General features: G+C 68.2%; 17 protein-coding genes. 5 read left to right on the forward strand and 12 right to left on the reverse strand.

Going from position 1 to position 18,726, the window contains the following annotated elements; translation table 11 throughout:
• Window positions 1–39: 39 nt before the first annotated feature.
• Window positions 40–1,191 carry a glycosyltransferase gene (locus BM362_RS33290; protein ID WP_093575882.1) on the reverse strand — a complete coding sequence of 384 codons (1,152 nt, stop codon included), beginning with the start codon at window positions 1,189–1,191 and terminating at the stop codon, window positions 40–42.
• A gap of 57 nt (window positions 1,192–1,248) precedes the next feature.
• On the opposite strand from BM362_RS33290, the gene BM362_RS33295 reads away from it, so the two are divergent.
• Window positions 1,249–2,877: a phospho-sugar mutase gene (locus BM362_RS33295; protein WP_093575883.1), complete on the forward strand. Its 1,629-nt coding sequence runs from the start codon at window positions 1,249–1,251 to the stop codon at window positions 2,875–2,877.
• A gap of 10 nt (window positions 2,878–2,887) precedes the next feature.
• On the forward strand, window positions 2,888–3,337 hold the full coding sequence (locus BM362_RS33300; RefSeq protein WP_067589703.1) for a flavodoxin family protein: 450 nt from the start codon (window positions 2,888–2,890) through the stop codon (window positions 3,335–3,337).
• Window positions 3,338–3,782: 445 nt separating this feature from the next.
• On the opposite strand, the gene hisS is transcribed toward BM362_RS33300, so the two are convergent.
• Window positions 3,783–5,078, reverse strand: a complete 1,296-nt coding sequence (gene hisS, locus BM362_RS33305) for a histidine--tRNA ligase (RefSeq protein WP_093575884.1) — start codon at window positions 5,076–5,078, stop codon at window positions 3,783–3,785.
• A gap of 36 nt (window positions 5,079–5,114) precedes the next feature.
• Entirely contained in the window at window positions 5,115–5,498 is a 384-nt protein-coding gene (locus tag BM362_RS33310) for a hypothetical protein (RefSeq protein WP_067589984.1), read from the reverse strand.
• 435 nt (window positions 5,499–5,933) lie between these two features.
• Between BM362_RS33310 and BM362_RS33315 the strand changes: the two genes are divergently transcribed.
• The gene (locus BM362_RS33315; protein ID WP_067589698.1) at window positions 5,934–6,296 is read left to right on the forward strand and encodes a hypothetical protein; all 363 of its coding nucleotides are present in this window, start codon (window positions 5,934–5,936) and stop codon (window positions 6,294–6,296) included.
• Window positions 6,297–6,471: 175 nt separating this feature from the next.
• Here the strand turns inward: BM362_RS33315 and BM362_RS33320 are convergent, their stop codons facing one another.
• On the reverse strand, window positions 6,472–7,380 hold the full coding sequence (locus BM362_RS33320; RefSeq protein ID WP_093575885.1) for a LysR family transcriptional regulator: 909 nt from the start codon (window positions 7,378–7,380) through the stop codon (window positions 6,472–6,474).
• A 51-nt stretch (window positions 7,381–7,431) separates the two neighbouring features.
• Here BM362_RS33320 and BM362_RS33325 point away from each other — a divergent pair, with 51 nt between their 5' ends.
• Together BM362_RS33325 and BM362_RS33330 are read left to right on the forward strand one after the other, a co-directional pair.
• Window positions 7,432–9,255: an adenine deaminase C-terminal domain-containing protein gene (locus tag BM362_RS33325; RefSeq protein ID WP_067589691.1), complete on the forward strand. Its 1,824-nt coding sequence runs from the start codon at window positions 7,432–7,434 to the stop codon at window positions 9,253–9,255.
• Window positions 9,256–9,278: 23 nt separating this feature from the next.
• Entirely contained in the window at window positions 9,279–9,971 is a 693-nt protein-coding gene (locus BM362_RS33330) for a YczE/YyaS/YitT family protein (protein ID WP_093575886.1), read from the forward strand.
• On the opposite strand, the gene BM362_RS33335 is transcribed toward BM362_RS33330, so the two are convergent.
• The 8 genes from BM362_RS33335 to BM362_RS33370 all read right to left on the reverse strand — a co-directional run bounded on the left by BM362_RS33335 (window position 9,946) and on the right by BM362_RS33370 (window position 18,641).
• On the reverse strand, window positions 9,946–11,127 hold the full coding sequence (locus BM362_RS33335) for a sensor histidine kinase (RefSeq protein WP_093575887.1): 1,182 nt from the start codon (window positions 11,125–11,127) through the stop codon (window positions 9,946–9,948). The genes BM362_RS33330 and BM362_RS33335 overlap by 26 nt on opposite strands.
• Entirely contained in the window at window positions 11,124–11,771 is a 648-nt protein-coding gene (locus BM362_RS33340; RefSeq protein ID WP_043831817.1) for a response regulator transcription factor, read from the reverse strand. Before BM362_RS33340 ends, BM362_RS33335 begins: the two co-directional genes overlap by 4 nt.
• Window positions 11,772–11,863: 92 nt before the next feature.
• The gene (locus BM362_RS33345) at window positions 11,864–13,135 is read right to left on the reverse strand and encodes a cation:proton antiporter (RefSeq protein ID WP_067589683.1); all 1,272 of its coding nucleotides are present in this window, start codon (window positions 13,133–13,135) and stop codon (window positions 11,864–11,866) included.
• Window positions 13,132–14,454 (reverse strand): cytochrome P450, encoded by a 1,323-nt coding sequence (locus tag BM362_RS33350; RefSeq protein WP_093575951.1) that lies wholly within the window; start codon window positions 14,452–14,454, stop codon window positions 13,132–13,134. The genes BM362_RS33345 and BM362_RS33350 overlap by 4 nt, the downstream gene beginning before the upstream one ends.
• On the reverse strand, window positions 14,451–15,476 hold the full coding sequence (locus BM362_RS33355; RefSeq protein WP_093575888.1) for an alpha-hydroxy acid oxidase: 1,026 nt from the start codon (window positions 15,474–15,476) through the stop codon (window positions 14,451–14,453). The genes BM362_RS33350 and BM362_RS33355 overlap by 4 nt, the downstream gene beginning before the upstream one ends.
• A 1-nt stretch (window position 15,477) precedes the next feature.
• A complete protein-coding gene (locus tag BM362_RS33360) occupies window positions 15,478–17,022 on the reverse strand; it encodes an NAD(P)-binding domain-containing protein (protein WP_093575889.1) in 1,545 nt (514 codons plus the stop codon).
• A 240-nt stretch (window positions 17,023–17,262) separates the two neighbouring features.
• Entirely contained in the window at window positions 17,263–18,243 is a 981-nt protein-coding gene (locus BM362_RS33365; RefSeq protein WP_208865413.1) for an aldo/keto reductase, read from the reverse strand.
• The gene (locus tag BM362_RS33370) at window positions 18,240–18,641 is read right to left on the reverse strand and encodes a MerR family transcriptional regulator (RefSeq protein WP_067589671.1); all 402 of its coding nucleotides are present in this window, start codon (window positions 18,639–18,641) and stop codon (window positions 18,240–18,242) included. Before BM362_RS33370 ends, BM362_RS33365 begins: the two co-directional genes overlap by 4 nt.
• Between the last annotated feature and the right edge of the window lie 85 nt (window positions 18,642–18,726).

The following is an 18,726-nucleotide window of genomic DNA, read 5'->3' on the forward strand; positions in this document are numbered from 1 at the left end:
GTGTTGATCCCGGTTCTAACCGGGATCAACACTCACGGCTCACCCGTACTGCGGCAGCTGCGCCGCCACCTCCTCCGGCGAAGGCATCCCCGCGACCTCCTCCGCCAGCCCGCGCACGACGTCCGCCACCGCTCTGTCGGCGAGCAACCGGCCAGCTGTCTCGCGAACTGCTTCCGTCGTCAGTTCGTCGCCGATCAGCTTCGCGCCCGCACCCGCACCGACCACGGCGTCCGCGTTGGTGAACTGGTCCGCGCCCTGGGGCATCAGCAGCTGCGGCGCCCCCGCGGCGAACGCGCCCAGCGTGGTCCCGCTGCCGCCGTGATGCACCACCAGATCGACGTGCGGCAGCAGTTCCGACTGCGGCACCCACGCCTCCAGCCGCACGTTCGACGGCACCTCGCCGAGCGCCGCGACGTCGACGGCCGGGCCGGTGGCCACCAGCACGTCCGCGTCGAGCGAGGCCAGTCCCCGCAACGCCGAGGTCAGCAGGTGCGCCTGGCTGGCTCCGGTGGTGCCGAGCGTCAGGTACACGAGCGGGCGGCCGCGGTCACGGCCTTCGACGCCGGGCGGCAGATCCCCCGGTTCGCTCCAGCCGACCGGGCGCAGCGGCACCCGCCGGGCCCCGGCGGCGAACTCCGGCGCCTGCACCGACGGAGGGCAGATGTCCACGAACGGCTGGCCCCAGAAAAACCTGGTGTCGCCGTCGAGGCCGAGTTCGGCGGCGAACACGCCGAGCTGTTCGCTGATGTGGTCCATCGGGCCGCCGGAGGACACCCGGCCGAAGCCGTGCGCGATCGCGGGGATCCCCGCCTGGTGTGCGGCGAACGCGCCGCCCGGATTGCCCATTTCGTACACGACCAGGTCCGGTTCCCGCTCGGCGAGCAGCGGGGCGAGATCGGTCATGAACCGGGTGGGCAGCAGCCGGCCGAACGCCTTGCCGATCGCCTCGTTCAGCTCGGCTTCCGGGACCTCGTAGCGGCTGCGGGTGTCTCCGGCGAAGAGGAGACCGAACGCCTCGTGCAGCGTCAACCCGGCGGTGACGGGTTCAAGCCCTGCCTTCTCCAAAGTCGGGTGAAAGCCGGGTCCGGTCGCATAAACCACGTCGTGGCCCGCGTCGCGCGCGGCGGAGGCGAGCGGCAGCAACGGGTAAAGGTGTCCGTAGGACGCGAGGGAAGTGAAGAGAATGCGCACCAGGCGAGCGTATCGTCAGTCACCACCCAGTTTCTGGATCCGCGTAAGCTGGCCCGGGTGTCCGACAGCCTCGATTCCCGCCTCCGCGATTCCGTTTACCGCTGGATCACCGACGACCCGGACCCGGCCTCGCGCGAGGAACTGACCGCCGCCCTCGCCCGCGCGATGGGCAAGGAGCCCGGCGCGATCGAGGAGATCGCCGACCGGATGGCCGGGCCGCTGGAGTTCGGGACCGCGGGTCTGCGCGGGCCGGTGCGCGCGGGGCCGAACGGGATGAACGTCGCGGTCGTCACGCGGACCACCGCGGGTGTCGCGGCCTGGCTCGCCGCGCAGGGGCACGCGGGCGGCGTGGTCGTGGTCGGCCGCGACGCACGGCACGGTTCGGAAGCGTTCGCCACCGCCGCCGCCGAAGTGCTGACCGCCGCCGGGTTCGTGGCGAAGGTGCTGCCGCAGCCGTTGCCGACGCCGTTGCTGGCGTTCTCGGTGCCGCACTACGGCGCGGTCGCCGGAATCCAGATCACCGCGTCGCACAACCCGCCCGCGGACAACGGCTACAAGCTGTACGACGCCACCGGCGGACAGATCGTGCCGCCGTCCGACGGCGAAATCGAGCGCGCGATCCAGACCGCCCCAGCTACCCGGAGCATTCCGCGCACGCCCGGTGCCGAGGTCGTCGACCCGCGCGAGGCGTACCTTTCCGCGGTCGGCGCGCTGCCGCGGGGCACGACACGCGAGCTGCGGATCGCCGCGACGGCGCTGCACGGGGTTGGCGCGGAGACTCTCCAAGCCGCACTGTCCCGGGCCGGATTCACTGACGTGCACCTGGTTTCCGAACAGTCCGCACCGGACGCGGACTTCCCCACCGTCTCGTTCCCGAACCCCGAGGAACCCGGCGCGACCGACCTCCTGCTGACTCTGGCGTCCGAAGTGGACGCTGATCTGGCAGTGGCGCTCGACCCGGACGCCGACCGGTGCGCGCTCGGCGTCCGCGGCCCCGACGGCTGGCGGATGCTGCGCGGCGACGAGACCGGCGTCCTGCTCGGGTCGCATATTCTGTCCACAACGGACAACCCGGATCCGTTGGTGGCCACCACGATCGTGTCCTCATCGCTGCTCGGCGAAGTCGCGAAGGAAACGGGCGCGCGCTACGCGGAAACGCTCACCGGGTTCAAGTGGCTGGTCCGCGCGGGCGAGGGCTTGGTGTTCGCGTACGAGGAAGCGCTCGGCCTGTGCGTGAACCCGAGCTTCGTTCGCGACAAGGACGGCATCGCCGCCGCGGTCGCGGGCGCGGACCTGGCCGCGACGCTCAAGGCCGAGGGCCGGACGCTGCTGGAGGTCCTCGACGACATCGCGACCCGGCACGGCGTGCACCTGACTGACCAGGTGTCGTTGCGGGTCACCGATCTTTCCGTGCGCGGACGCCTCATGGCCGCGTTGCGCTCGAACCCGCCCGCCGCGCTCGGCGGGGTGCCGGTGACGCTCGAAGACCTCCTGCCGGACGCCGACGTGCTCCGGCTGAGCGGCGACGGCGTGCGGGTCGTAGTGCGGCCCTCCGGCACGGAACCGAAACTGAAGGCGTACCTGCAAGTGGTGGCTCCGGTGACCGGCGAGCTCGCCGACGCGCGGCGCAGCGCGACGGAAGTGCTCGACTCGGTCCGGCAGGAGATCACCGCGCTGCTGCGCTGACGGGAGAACCATGCCAACGTTGCTGATCGTGCACCACACGCCGTCGCCGTCGATGCAGGCGATGTTCGAAGCCGCGCTCGCCGGTGCGAAGCATCCGGACATCGAGGGCGTCGACGTCGTCCGCCGTCCCGCGCTCGGCGCGACCGTGGCCGATGTGCTCGCCGCCGACGGCTACCTCCTCGGCACGCCGGCGAATCTCGGCAGCATGAGCGGCGCGTTGAAGCATTTCTTCGACACCGTGTACTACCCGTGCCTGGACGCGACGAGGGGCCGTCCGTTCGGGGCGTACGTGCACGGCAACAACGACACGTCCGGGACCGTGCGGCAACTCGACGCGATCACGACCGGGCTCGGCTGGACCCGGGTGGCCGAGCCCGTGCTCGTGACGGGCGAACCGGGCAAAGCCGCACTGGACGCGGTGACCGAACTCGGCGGAACCCTTGCCGCGACGCTCATGTGAGCAGTCTTGCTGTCCGGAACAGGGCCACCAGCCTTCCAGGGAAAAGTAAAGAGGCCTGTCACCGGAAGCCCTGGGGGTCGACCTCCGGCAACAGGCCAGGTCAAGGGTTCGCAACGAAGGCGATCAACCTCGACTACGCAAGGGTACTACAAAGAACCGATCATGACGACCCTGCACTGGCAACCAAGCGTGCTCGATTCAACTCCGAGGGCGCCGACCAGGCCCGCGAAGCCCGGGAAACATGGATCCGGCACGCTCCGTGTCCCAGTCAGCGGACCACCGGCACCCCGACCGGCCCAACGGACCGTCCATTGTGGATAGCCGGAGCCGGCGGCTGGTTCACCGGCAGCCGACTGCGGTGAGTGACGAAAACGCACCGAATCCGCCACTCGGCGGATAAGAAAGGCGGGCGCCAGTCCGGAGACCGCCGCCCGCCTCGAGAAAATCAGGCCGGCGAGACCATCGCCCGCACCGCGGCCGGGACATCGGCCACCGCGACCTGCTGCTGCTCGCGCGTGGCCAGGCTCCGGACCGTCACCCGGCCTGCCGCCCAGTCCTCCTCGCCCACGATGACGACCGCGACCGCGCCCGCCTTGTCCGCACGGGTGAGCTCCTTGCCCAGTTTGCGCAGTTCCAGCGGGGTCGACGTGCGCAGGCCCGCCTTGCGCAGCACCGTCGCGACGTCGCGAGCCGGGTCCGCCAGATCCTCGGTGACCGGGATGACCGCGACGTCGACCTCGCTGCGCGGCTGCGGCGCAAGGCCGTGCGTGTCGAGGAAGTCCATCAACGTCACGTCGCCCATGCCGAACCCGATGCCGGAGATCTGCTCCTTGGTGAACATCGAGGCGAGGTTGCTGTACCGGCCGCCGCCGAACAGCGCCCGGCGGTTCTGCGGCGAGGTGTCGAAGACCTCGAACACCGTCGAGGTGTAGTACGCCAGCCCGCGCACGATCAGCGGCTCGTACCGGACCAGGCTCGCCGCGCTGCTGGAGAGCACCTTGACCAGGTTCGACCCGGCCTTGACCTCCGCGGGCAGCTCGTCGAGCAGCGCCGGGCCCGCGCTGAGGGTCTCGGCGAGCTTCTCGTACTGCTTGTCCGACAGCCCGATCTCGGCGGCGCTCGCCGCGTGCTCCTCGGCCGAGGTCTTCTCCCACCGGTCGACGAGCGCGAACACCTGCGCCAAGTGATCCGGCGAGATCCCGACGACATCGGTCAGCGCCGACGAAAGCAGGTTCCGGTCGTTGACCCGCACCGCGAACATGTCCGGCGTCGCGCCGAGGCTGCCCATCAGGTCGTGGATCAGCTCGAACATCTCGATCTCGCAGTTCGCGCTTTCCGAACCGAAGATGTCGGCGTTGATCTGCCAGTGCTCGCGCACGCGGCCGCGCTGCGGGCGTTCGTAGCGGTGGCAGTTCGGGTGGCTGTACCAGCGCACCGGGAACGACAGCGATTTCGCGTGACCGGCGATCATCCGGGCCACTGACGGCGTCATCTCCGGGCGCAGCGCGAGCCGTTCGCCGCCGCGCGTGGTGAGCGTGTACAGCTGCTGGTCGGCGATCTCCTGGCCGGACTTCCGCTCGTAGACCTCCGCCTGCTCCAGGATCGGGCCGTCGTAGCGGAGGTAGCCGTAGCGCTCCAGCACGTCGTAGAGATGGCCGAACACCTGCGTGCGGACGGACATTTCGGCGGGGAGGAAGTCTCGGGTCCCCTTGACAGGCGCAGTTGACAGGTATTCAGGCACGTCATCCAGCTTAACGACCCGGCGCCAGCGATTTCGTCAGGGGAACGCGATGCCGTAGGCGGTGAGCAGCATGGCCGCGCCGAGCAGCACCGCGCCGCCGGTCGTGACGCTCATGCCGACGCGGGTGCGCAGCATCGCGAGGAAGAACCCGCCGGACTGCGCGAGCACGCCGAACAGCAGCAGGAAGCAGACGATCCAGCGCGCGGTGTCGGTGAGCCCGCCGTGCTCGACCAGCTGCAACGCGGCGAGCGTGAGGACGAGCAGCACACCGGCGTGTGCGTGGCCAGCGCGGAAGAACCCGCGCTGCTTCTCGGTGAGGTCACCGCGGCGCAGCACGCCACTCAGCGCGTAGCCGCCGTACATGACGGTGGGCAGCGATACGAGCGCGATGACGGTGAACAACTGGACTGGGCCGTGCATGGACGCCTCCTTGAGTGCGACCATGACCATAACACCGTTTTAAAACACTGTCACGAAACTTCGGAGACGGTGCCGCTGTCCCCGCCTGCAGGCGGTGCGGCACGGCGCACGGCACAGAAGTCCATGGGCTAGGACCTCCGACGCCGCGCCAGCGGGCCGGTCTCGCCTTGTCCGTCGCCTTCGGTGTCTCGCCCTGCTCACTCAGGCCGCGCACCAGACGGCGAAGAAGAAACCGGTCCATCTCAAGGCCGGATCTGGGCGAAACTCGCCTCCGTCTCGTCCGCGCCACCCTGCTCTGAATGCGTCCGGGACCGTGCCCCTGCGGGTCTTCCGCACCGAATCCACCCTGTTCACCGTCGCTGTCTCCGCTGTTTTCACGGGCATCGCGTTCCAGGAAACCGATCCAGTAGGTGTCCGCGGCGGAGAACGGGCATCATGTCGGGCGTGAGCCAGCCAGGGGATGCCGCTTCGCCGCAGGACGTCGCGTTGGCTTATGCCGACCAGCTTCGCCAGCAATCGGCGACCTGCCGGTTGCTGGCGGAAAAGCAGCGCGAGAACACCGCCGCGTTCGAGGGGTTCGCCGAACGCGGCCTCCCCGGTTCCGCCGAGATGGCGGTCCGTTCCGAACGTTCGGCCCGGTTTCTGGTGCTGCTCGCTTCGGTGATCGCGGAGCAGGCGATCGCGCACGACGAGCTGATGGCCGCTGGCGGGCCGGAGAATTCGCGCGCGTATGTCGAGTACGAGGCGACGACCCGGCGGTTGCGGGCGTTGTTGCCGACAGACACCCTCACCGACTGAGCCGGCTGGCGCTGCCCCAGTGGGTTTCTCGGTAGCGCGCTGCCCGGCGTGGGCGTGCGTGAGAGGAGAGCGCCGCAGCGAGGCCGCACACCACAGCTACCGAGAAAGCCCAACGTGGCATTGGGCGCTTCGGTCGAGACACTGGACCCGCGCCGGAACCAGGGCAGGCTCAGCGTTACGGCCGCGGTGTCTGTGCGTGGGTCAGCGCGCCCACGATGTCCTCGGCCAGCAAAAGACTCGCCAAGCCGTGGCCGTGCTTTTCCCGGCGTACCAACGAAACCACATTGTTGCTGAACGCGTCGCGCACCGGCCGGAAGACGAGCCGTCCGTCCCGGATTTCTTCGGCGATGTCGAATTCGCTGAGGAACGCGATCGCGTCACCGGAGGCAGCGAGCCGTTTCATGGTCTCGATCGAGTTCGTGTGGAAAGCCGGTTCGATGTCGAGACCGGCTTTGGCGAAGGCCTCCGCGACGATGCCGTGGATGACCATCGATCGGTCGGCGAAGATCAGCGGATAGGGCGGGCACTGCGCGAGCGGGATCGGGTCCGCGCCGGCGAGCGGATGGTGCGGGGCCACGACAACGCCGAGCCGGGTGTTCATCTGCCAGCAGACCTCGAGGTGCGCGGACGGCGGGACGTTGAAGCCGAGACCGAGGTCGGCCTCGCTGGCCTCGACGGCGCGCAGGATGTCCCGCGTTGTCATCGTCCGGATCGAGATCCGGACTCGCGGGTGCCGAGCCCGGAACGCCGCTGCGGCGGTGGCGACGACGCTGCTGGCCAGGCCGGTCATCGTGGCGATCACGACCTCGCCGCTGCCGAGCGCGTGCAGGTCGCGGATGTCCGCGACGGTTTCGCGGTACTGCTGCAGGGTGCGCCGGACGTGCGCGAGAAGCGCCTCCCCGGCCGGCGTCGGACGCATGCCGCGCGGCAGGCGGTCGAACAGCGGCTGGCCGAGTTCCGCTTCCAGCAGCAGGATCTGCCGGTTGATCGCCGACGGCGCGACATGCAGCCGGGCGCCGGCCGCGCGGATGGACCCGAGGCGCGCCACTTCGTCGATGTACTGCAGCAACCGGGAGTGGAGCACGGGCGGACCTCCTAAGCGTACGAAAAAAGAGTACACGTCGTACGAAAATGAATGCTTGTCAGCAACGGTGTCCGCCGGGTTCTATCAGTGCACCAACGACATCGAAGTGAGGACACCGTGCCGGAATCGCCGACCTATCCCCCGCTCGCGACGGAAGACGTTGCCGCGCAAGAAGATCACCTGCGGACGATCTTCGACATTCTCGCCGGCGAGCAGGAAGCGGACCTGCTGCTGCGCAATCTTCACATCGTCGACGTGCACACGGAAAGTGTCTATCCCGGCACGCTTCTCGTTTACCGGCAGCGGATCATCGCGCTGAACCCCGACGAGTCGATCGTGCGGGTGCGTGAGGTTTTCGACGGCGAGGGACTTTACGCGATTCCCGGGTTGATCGACGCGCATCTGCATTTCGAGTCTCAGCTCGCGCATCCGGCGGCGTTCGGGGAGGCGATCGTCCCGAGCGGAACGACCACGGTCTTCGGGGAAACCCTGGATTTCGCCAGCGCGGCCGGGGACGAGGCGGTGGAAGCGGTCCAGACGCTGTTCGCTGACCACGAAAAGCTGCCGTATCGGCTTTACGCGTTCGCGCCGGGGAAGAAGACCTCGACGGACGTCACCGAGGCCATGTTGAAGATGGACCCGGTGATCGGGCTGGGCGAACTGGCTCACCTGTCCTACATGACCGGGGACGCCGACGACTTCCGCAAATCCGCGCTGGGCCGGGCGAATTCCGGGTTCGTGAACTGCCATTGGGGCGTCACGGCGCTGTCGGACATGCTGCTGAACTACATGCCCGCGATCGGCGTCGACAACAACCACGACGTCTGGAACGAGGACGACATCGAAAAGAGCGTCCGCTACGGCCTGAACACGCAGATCAAGTTCGGCGTCGGAAGTCCCGAGGTCATCCGGACCATGTTGCGTGCCATCGTGAAACGGCGCTGGCCCGCGGAGAACTTCCAGCTCTGCGCCGACAATATCTCGGTGGACCGCGTCCTGCGGCAGGGCCATATCGACTGGGTGATCTCGCTGGCGATCGAAATGGGCATGCCGCCGATCAAGGCGATCAAAATGGGCACCCTTTACGCCGCCCGCTCGTTCCGCAAGGACCGGGACCTCGGTTCGCTCAGCCCGGGCCGCTTCGCGGACATCGTCCTCACCGACAGTCTCGCGAAGATCAACCCGCGGTATGTGTTCAAGGGCGGCGAGCTGGTGGCCCGCGACCGCGAGCTGCTCAACCGCGTCGGCATCGATTACTCCAGTCTGGCCAAGGAACCGAAACCGGGGCTCACCGATCTTACGCCCGAACAGCTCGATCTGAAGCCGATCGAAATCTCGGCAGCGGGCGATCAGGCGAAGGTGCTGCTTTTCGACGTTTACGGACGCGGTCACCGCAAGTTCGCCCAAGAGATCTGGGTACCGTTCCGCGACGGCGCGGTCGTGCCCGAGCACGAAGGCGAGCGGCTCAACCGGATCTCGGTCGTGCAGCGCTATGCCGATGGGAAACGGCACATCGTCACCGGGTTGTTCAAGGGCGTGAAGATCGACCGCGGTGCGGTGTCGACGTTCTGGCCCGCACCGTCGGCGTACTTCGTGAGCGTCGGCAGCGAGAGCGCGGAGATGTGCGCCAACCTCAAGCAGTTGGACACGCTGGTCGGCGGCTGCCTCGTGACCGAGGACGGGGAGACGAAAGCGTGTCTGCCGCTGGAGTTCTACGGCGTGATGGCCGACATGAACCTCGCCGAACTCATCGACGCGACCCACACGGTCGACACCGCGCTCGAAAAACTGGGCAACCGCAACGAAGGCGAGCCCGTCGTCAACAAGCTCCTGACCCTGTTCATCTCGCTCGACCGTTTCGGATTCATGAAGTAACCCTCAACGAGGAGGTCGCGGTCGTGCCTTACGACAAAGACGCGGGCGTAGTCGACAACGGAAACGCAGTACGGCGCTGGATCACTTACATCGTCGGCATCTATCTGCTGACACTCGGTCTCGGCCTGGCCATCCGGGCCGGGATCGGCATCTCCCCGCAAAGCAGCCTGACCCGCACGATGACGCTCGTGCTCCCGCCGCTCAGCCAGGGCACGTTCAATCTCATGCTCGAAGTGCTCATGCTCATCCTGACTTTCCTGGTGCTGCCAAGGGCATTCACGCTCCAAAATCTGTTCTCGCTGGTACCGGCACTGATCCTGGCCGCGTTGCTCGACTTCAACCTGATGGCGACGAAGTGGATCTCCCTGGCGCCGTACGCGGCTAATCTCGCGTTGCTGTTCCTCGCCGACGCGATGCTGGCGTTCGGGCTTTTCCTGATGATCCGCGCCAATCTGGTGCTGATGCCGATCGACCTGTTCGTCAACACCCTGCAGAAGAAGACCGGCCGCAAATGGGGAAACATCAAGACCGTCTTCGACTGCACGCTGCTGGCCATCTCGGCGGGCATCGGATTGATCTTCCTCGGCGGACCGCATTTCATCCGCGAGGGCACGATCATCAACGCCGTACTGGTCGGTCAGTACATCAAGCTCTACTTCTTCCTGTACCGGAAGTTCCAAGCCCGCAAGCTCAAGCCCGTTGAAAGCGCAACGTGAACGTCGCGCCGGCCCCGGGCTTTCCGAACGCGGCGATCGTCCCGCCGTGTCCCGCGACCACTTCCTGCACCAGCGCCAGCCCCAGTCCGAACCGCCGCCCCTCGCCGTGCGCCCCGTGGGCGAACCGCTCGAAAAGCCGTTCCGCTTCGTGCTGCGGGAAGCCCGTCCCGGTGTCGCACACGCGCAGTTCCACGTGCCGGGCGTCCGGGTTGGCGAGAATCACCTCGATCGACCCGCCCGGCGGCGTGTGCCCGATCGCGTTGTCCAGCAAGGCGGACAGCACTCGCCGCAACGCGGTCGGCACACCCGGCACCACGTCCTCCAGCCCCGGCGAACGGCTCAGCCGGAGGTCCACCTGCCGGTCGCTCGCGCGGACCGATTCCGCCGCCACGGCCTGTTCCGCCAGCACCGCAAGCTGTACCGGTTCCAGGTGCGGCCGCTCGGAACAGGCCTGCGCGGACAACAGCAGATCGTCGACCACCGCGCCCAGTTCCCGGGTGCCGGAGACCAGGGTTTCCAGCTCGGCCGGTCCCGCGCCGCCGCGCCGGGCCAGCAGCTGCGTGCGGGTGTGCAACCGGGTCAGCGGTGCCCGCAGCTCGTGGGACGCGTCGGCGACGAACGTCCGTTGCCTGCGCAACGCCTCGCCCAACGGCCGGATCGCCCGCCCGGCCAGCAGATACCCGCTGATCACCGAGACGATCAGCACCACCAGCTCGGCCACCCCGAGCCCTAGCAGCAGCTGTTCCCGGTCCGAGATCAGGTAATGCTCGTTGAAGAACGCCTGCCAGACTTCGCCGCCGCGGTTGACCGTGCGGATGGTGTACGTGGCACCGTCCAGCACGCGTTCTTCGGTCACCACATCGCCGTCATTCGGTACTCGCGGCACCGGCGGGAGCGGGAACGGCAGCCGCCCGGCAGGCGCGTGCCCCTGCGGCGTCACCAGGTAGGTGCATCCGGGCGGGGTCGCGGAAAGCCCGTGGCCCAGCGCGAATTCCAGCTGCCGTTCGGTCTCCGCGGCCTGCCCGCGCAGCAGCACCCAGTACGCGATCACGCCCGCGGCGAGCACGACCATCGTGATCACCACGGCGATCTGACTCGCGATGGTCCGCCGCGCGCGCCGCAGCGCCCGCGCCTCCGGGGCGACGACGGTGGTCACACCGCCCCGATCTGGTAGCCGAGGCCGTGCACGGTCTTCACTACGCCCCGGCCCAGCTTCCGCCGCAGGTAGTAAACATAGGTGTCCACAATGGACTCCGCGGCGGATTCGGTGAACACTCCCGCGCGCAGCGACGCGCGCGGGTGGATCGCTTTGGGCCGCTGGGCGAGCGTGCGCAACAGCTCGAACTCGCGACCGGACAGCGTCACCCGCTCGCCACGCGGCAGTACGACCTCGTGCCGCTGGAGGTCGAGCGCCGCCGCGCCGAGCGGGAGGGATTCGGCGTGTTCCTCGTCGCGGCGGCACAACGCACGCACCCGGGCGAGCAGTTCGTCGGTCTCGAACGGTTTCACCAGGTAGTCGTCGGCCCCGGTGTCGAGGCCGTGCACCCGGTCGGCCAGCTCGCCCAGCGCGGACAGCACCAGCACCCGTGCGGGCACCGCCCGGCGGCGCAGCTGGGCCAGCACCGACAGGCCGTCGACCACCGGCAGCCGCCGGTCGAGAATCACCACCGCGTGCCTTCCGGTGAGCCCGAGGTGCAGGCCGCGCTGTCCGTCGTGGGCCACTTCGGTCTCGTAACCTTCTCCGGCGAGCAATTCGACGAGCATCCCGGCGAGGTCGCGATCGTCCTCGACCAGGAGCACCCGGGAAGCCGCCGGGGTCTCTGCCTCATCGTGCACAGGTCCATACTCGCAGTGATCCGGCCATCCGACCCTCGACTTTCGTAGGCAATCGCTCAGCTTCGCCCGCTCAGGAGAAATTCGGGCATTTCCCCGTCCGCGTACCGGCGGGCGTCGCGTTTGTCCAGCCAGCCGAGCAGCGGCGAGGTCATGATCGTGGTGACGAGCGCGACGAGCACCAGCACGGTGAACAGCGCGGGCGAGACGATTCCGGCGGACAGCCCGACGTTCAATGCCACCAATTGCATCAGCCCGCGCGCGTTCACCAGCACGCCGATCCGCAGCGCGACCGGTTGCGGTTCGCCGGTCATCCGTGCCGCGCCCCACGAGGCGCCGAGTTTGCCGGCCACCGCGACCGCGATGCAGACCAGCGCGAACAGCAGCAGTTTCGGGTCGGCGAGCAGCGCGAATCGCGTGTTGAGGCCGGAATAGGTGAAGAACAGCGGCAGGAACACGACCCGGCCGACCGGCATGATCCGCGCGAGCACCGCGTCGGCCGCCTCGCCGCGCGGGAACACCAGCCCGAGCATGAACGCGCCGAACACCGCGTACAGGCCGATGACGTCGGTGAACCACGCGGCGCCGAACAGGAACATGACGGTCACGAGCATCCGCTGGTCCACCGACCCGCGCGGGTTGTCCATCACCTTCGCCACGATCCGGCGGACCACCAGCCACACCAGGAGCACGAACAGCACTCCGCCGCCGATGGCCGTCGCTATCGGACCGGCCGTGCCGGCGTGCATGCCGAGCACGACGGCCAGCAGGATCCAGGCGAGGACGTCGTCGAGAGCGCCGCAGGCCAGCGCGAGGGAACCGAACCTCGTGCTGCCCAGGCCGCGCTCGGTGATGATCCGGGCCATCATCGGGAACGCCGTGATCGCGAGCGCCACCGCGACGAACGCCGCCGAAACCACCGGCGACACCCCGGGTTTCAGGATTCCGGCCCAGTTCGCGCCGAGCACGCTCACCCCCACGCCGAGCGCGAGCGGCACGGCGGTGCCCGCGGCGGACACCGCCGCGACGGTTTTCCGCCCTTCCTTCAGCGCGCTCAGCCGGAACTCGTAGCCCGCGCCGAACATGTAGATGACCAGCCCGATCTGGCCGCCGAGGTACAGCAGCGTCCGCACCGAATCCGGGAACAGCCATTCCTGCACGCCCGGTGCCACGAGCCCGAGCAACGACGGGCCCAGCAGCACGCCGGTGATCATTTCGCCGACCACCGGCGGCTGCCCGAGGCGCACGGCGAGCGCGTTCACCGCCCGGCAGGCCGCCAGGATCACCACGGCCGCCAGGAAAAACGCGGGTGCGGCTGCTACGGCGCTCATCGGGTTCCTCCTTGGAAGTGTGTGGTACACAACCGGAGCCGGCGCGCGTCGAGCACCATGTAGGTGCCGAACACCAACTGCGCGAGGCTGCGCCACACGTCTTCCCAGCGATCGCGCACCGCCAAATAGGCCAGCACCGTCCGCGGGTTTCTCCGCGATCCGCGCGAGGCGAGAAAAACCGGCCCGCGATTGGGAATCGACCGGGTGTGCGCGGCGCTCGTGGCAAGGGTGAACCGGCGCAGGAACTCCCTGGTGACCACCCGCATGGTCACCGGGGCGAGGCCGCGCGCGGGGCACGACCGGTTCTGCGCGACGCCGAAGGGCAGGAAATTTCTCTGCTGGTGCGCGGGGCAGCCGACCCAGCGCTCCGGGTCGAACTCGTCGGCACGGTCGACCCCGGCGTGGTGGAATTCCGGGTAGCTGAACAGCAGCACGGTGCCGGCGTCGATGGTCCGGCCGGCCAGTTCGATGTCGCCGGTGGTGATGCGGTGCGCGATGCCGAACAGCGGGTACGTACGGAGGCATTCGTCCAGCACGCGGTCGAAATACTCGTCGTCGTCCGGGTTTTCCGCGAGCCGCTGCTGCACCTGCGGATGTTCGGCGAGCACCATCAGCAGGTGCGCCATCGCCTCGGACATCTGCACGACCGCGGTGTTGAAGAACGTCCCTTGCAGGTAGAACGCCTGCTCCTCGCGGGTGAGCCGGGACGGCAGCGGATGCGGTACGTCGTCGAGCCTGCGCCGCAGGTACGCGGTGAGCCGGGCGCGACGGCGCATGTTGCGCGGGCGCACGCACTTCAGCGCGGACACGACGTCGTCGGCATGCCCGACGATCAGGTCCCGCGCTTCCGGCGGACACGGTTCGCCGAAGACCAGCTCGTAGTACAGCTCGGCCCAGACCGGCATCATCTCGTCGCGCAACCGGATCAACCGTCCCGGCCCGGTCTCGATCCGGTCGAGCACGCGCGCGGCGACCCGTTCGGTCAGCGCCTGCGACTCCGCCTTGGACTTGACCAGGATGTTGCGGGTGGTCTTGGCGACCTCGTCGTAGCGCGGACCCGGCTCCAGATGTTCCTGGTGCACCTGCGGTCCGGGCGCGAGCCAGTACCAGAACAGGTCGGACAGCGCGGCGCCCTCGCTGCGTCCGTCGGCCGCCGGATCGGCGTACACCCGGCGGAAGTCCTCGACCGGGACCGGGTAGCCCTCGTCCCCGTTGACCAGCGCGAAAATCCGGTTCCGCAGCGCGACCACCCGGCCGGGCAGCCATTTCGGCGAGGTCGCGATCAGCCCGGCCGCCCCGGCGAGCACGAGCCGCTTCATCGGACCAGGTCCGCGGTCAGCTCGCCGGGCGTGCGCGCCCCGCACAGCCCGAGTGCGGTGTCCGTTTCCTCGCGCAGCCGTTCCAGCACTTCGGCGACTCCTTCCTGTCCCGCCGCGGCGAGCCCCCACAGCACCGGCCTGCCGACGCCGACCGCGTCCGCGCCGAGAGCGAGGGCCTTGACCACGTCCGCGCCGCTCCGCACGCCGCCATCGAGAATCAGCGGCACCTGACCATCCACAACGGACACTATTTCGGGAAGCGCGGCCAGGCTCGAAATCGCGCCGTCGAGTTGCCGGCCGCCGTGGTTGGACACCACGAGCCCGTCGATTCCGGCCGCCACCGCGCGCCGAGCGTCCTCCGGATGCACCACACCCTTGAGCAGCATCGGCATTTTCGTGGTTTTGCGCAGCCAGTCCAGGTCTTCCCAGGTCAGGTCGACGGGCATCTCGATGTCGCGTACCCGGCCGGTGGCGTCACGCATGTTCTCCGCGGCCAGCCCGGGAGGGAGATCGTGAAAGGCATTGCGGTGGTCGCGTTCCCGCCGCCCGTGCACCGCGGAGTCGACCGTCACCACCAGCGCTCGCGCACCCGCGTTCGCCGCCCGGCTGATGACCGATTCGGTGAACTCCCGGTCTGACTGCACATACAGCTGGAACCAGAACACGTCGGCGACCTTGGCGACGTCCTCGACCGCCGTCGTCGAGGCCATGCTGCACACGAAGACGGTTCCCGCCTCGGCGCTCGCTCGCGCGGTCGCGAGTTCTCCGTCCGAATGCGCGAGCCGGTGGAATGCCGTCGGGCACACCAGAACCGGCATCGACATCGACACCCCGGCGATTTCCGCCGTCAGGTCGCGTTTGCCGACTCCGCGCAGTGCGCGTGGCACGAGCACCCGGCGGCGGAATTCTTCTTCGTTGGCGCGCAAGGTGGCTTCCTCGCCCGCTCCGCCCGCGTAATAGTCGTAGTGCGCTGGTTCCATCCGTTCCCGCGCGATGGCTTCCAGCTCGGCGATCGTGCGCATGTCAGAGCTGCTTGGTGAAGAAGGCGGTCAACGCGTCCACGTGCACCGGACGGTTCCACTCGTTTTCGAGATTCTCCGTCACGTGGTGCGTCGCGACCAATTCCCCGCCCTGGTAATGCCGGACAATCGGGTGCAGGTAATGCCCCTCGCCGGAATCGTTCGCGACGTCCTGGCTCGCTCGGGTGACGGTGAAGTCGAACGGGTCGATCTTGTCGTGGTCCGGCCCGTAGTCGAGGGTGATCACGAACGCGTTGGCACTCTCGCCCAGCGGGGTGTCCTTGAACCGGCCGACCGGGACTTCCTGGTAGTAGCGGGCCTGGTCGCCGTCGACCACGAGGACGTCGGCGAGGAAGCCGAATTGCTGGTACAGCGCGGAAGTACGGTTGATCCGGCGGATGACGGCGTCGACCATTTCGCTGGTTTTGCTGGCCACCACCGTGTTCGGCCATTCGGTGTCGTGGTAACGCTCGTCGAGCACCTTGGACAGCGCGCGCACGCCGTAGCGATAGCCGTGGATGAACGCACTGGTGGACTTCTTGAAATCACGGACCTGAGTGATCGTCCCGGCGAAGTAGAGTCCAGCCACGTTCACCGATTCCCACGAGGACGTTTGCGCCGGGAACCGGTTGTTGATCGTCATCTCCGGACGGCAGTCCTCGTCGAACATCGAGGCGTCGAACCGGAATCCGGTGGCCGCGATGACCCGGTCGTAGCGGATCTCCTTGAGGAGTTCGTTGGCGCGGGCGAAGGCGAACTTGACGTGGTATCCGTCGTCAGCCTTGGTGATCTCGCGGACGTCACCGTCGAGAACCGCGTGCTGCAGTTTCAGCTGGTACATGTCGAGCACGCCAGCGTTGTACGCGCGGAGATGTCCGACGAAGTGCGTCCGCCAGGCGAGCTTTACCGGCCGCGGACCCGCGACGTGCAGCACCGCGGCGTAGGCGTTGATGCTGTCCGCGGTCTCGAATGCGGAGTTCCCCTTTCCCAGCACGAGAACGCGCTGGTTGATGAACTGCTCCGGCTCGGTGTCGTAATCGGCGTACTGGTCGACCAGTTCCATGCCCGGCACGTCCGGGACATACGGTTTGGTCACGCCGGTCGCCATGATCAGCCGGCGCGCACTGAACGTTTCCCCGTCCGCGGCGGTGACCGTGAAGACATCGTCCACGCGCGAAATTCGCGTAACCTCGGTGTCGTACCGGATTTTGAGTTCGTGTTTCGCCGCGTAATCGGCGGCGTAGCGCAGGAACGCTTCCGCAGGCGGAAACATCTCGGCGCTGTAGTCGGTGAAGACGAGCGGGTCGGGCCCGTCGTCGAGCAGCGAGTTCCAGTCGACCCGGAGGTTCAGCTCGGGGTCGGTCCATCCGGTGTACTTCTTGTTGACCGAGATGAGCGTGCGGTGCCGGGGAAAACGCGTGAAGAACGCCGCGGGCACGGACCCGCGCTCCAGGACCAGGTAGCTGCGCCCGGCCCCGCCCAGCTGCCGCCCGAGCTGCAATCCCGCCGGCCCGGCTCCGACCACCAGGTAGTCCAGCACGTCCGCCATGACACCGACCTCCCGCGTCGCCTTGATCTGACGGCGATCAGAGTGGTCGGAAGATCTCAGAAATCCCTCAGAACGTACCCGGTCTTCGGGACAGCCGGGCCGCGTGGCTCTCCCCGCTCCCGCCGGCGTACGTGAGGGGAACCGTGAGGGAATCTGATTCCCTCACGGTTCCCCTCACGTACGTGCACCCGGCCGGGCCGCGCCCATCGGGCAGGGGCAGCTTCGCCACTGATGCGGCCGCTACTTGCCGGTGACGCGCGCGAGCGCCTCCGGGTACCGCTCGCCGGCGACCGCCTCGGCCGGAGCGGCCTTCTCGATCGCCGCGAGGTCGTCTTCGGACAGTTCGAGTTCGGCCGCGCCGACATTCTCTTCCAGGTACTTCCGCCGCTTCGTGCCCGGGATCGGCACGACGTCGGGCCCCTTGGCCTGCACCCAGGCGAGCGCCAGCTGCCCCGCCGTGACGCCCTTGTCCGCGGCCAGCGCGCGCAGCGCCTCGACAATCGCCATGTTGCGTGCGAAGTTGTCCTCGGCGAACCGCGGCAGGCCGCGCCGCATGTCGCCCTCGGGCAGCTCCCGCACCGAGGTGACCGCACCGGTCAGGAACCCGCGCCCCAGCGGCGAGAACGGCACGATTCCGATTCCCAGCTCTCGGCAGGTGCCGAGAATTCCGTCCTCGATGCCACGCGTCCACAGCGACCATTCGCTCTGCAGCGCGGTGACCGGATGCACCGCGTGCGCCCGCCGGATGGTCTCCGCGCCTGCCTCGGAGATCCCGGCGAAACGGATCTTCCCGGCCTGGACCAGCTCGGCGAGCGCGCCCCAGGTCTCCTCGACCGGGACGTTCGGGTCGACCCGGTGCTGGTAGTAGAGGTCGATGTGGTCGACCCCGAGCCGCTGCAGCGATTCGTCGCAGCACTGCTTCACGTATGCGGCGTCACCGCGCGCGGTCATGCCCTCGCCGGTGTGCACGATGCCGAACTTCGTCGCGAGAACCACCTGGTCGCGACGGTCCGCGATCGCCTTTCCGACAAGCTTCTCGTTCTCCCCCGCGCCGTACACGTTGGCCGTGTCGAGCAGGGTCACCCCCAGTTCCAGCGCCCGGTGCACGGTGGCGACGGACTCGCCGTCGTTGTCGCGCACGCCGTAGGCCGAGCTCATCCCCATGCAGCCGAGCCCCTGCGCCCCGACCTCCAGTGCGCCGAGCTTCCTCGTACCGATCACGCGGAAATTCCCTCCATTTCGGGCGCGACGCCGAAGGCATTGCGCTCGATCTGCTCGTAGTTGGCGATCTTGTAGTCCAAAATGTCGAGACAACCCCGCAGCTCGGCGATCCGGTCGGCGACCGACTGCCGCTGCTCCACGAGGATCGCCTTGCGCCGTCCCGCGCTGGCCACCCCGTGCCTGCGCAGCGAGGCGTACTCGCGCATACTCTTGATCGGCATCCCGGTGAGCCGCAGCTTCGTGAGGAAGCCGAGCCAGTTCAGGTCCTCGTCGGAGTAGGCGCGCCGCCCGGCCGAATCGCGCGCGGGCGGTTCGAGAAGCTTGATCCGTTCGTAGTACCGGAGGGTGTCGATCGACAGGCCGCTACGTCGTGCGGCTTCCGCTATCGAGTAGCTCATGCGCTCGACAGTACGACCTGGAGTGCGCTCCAGGTCAAATCTTGAACCGGCGGCTATGGTCGCGTTTTATAACGTTGTTGCGTTA

Origin of the sequence: Amycolatopsis rubida (assembly GCF_900115345.1) — a bacterium.
GTDB lineage: Bacteria > Actinomycetota > Actinomycetes > Mycobacteriales > Pseudonocardiaceae > Amycolatopsis > Amycolatopsis rubida.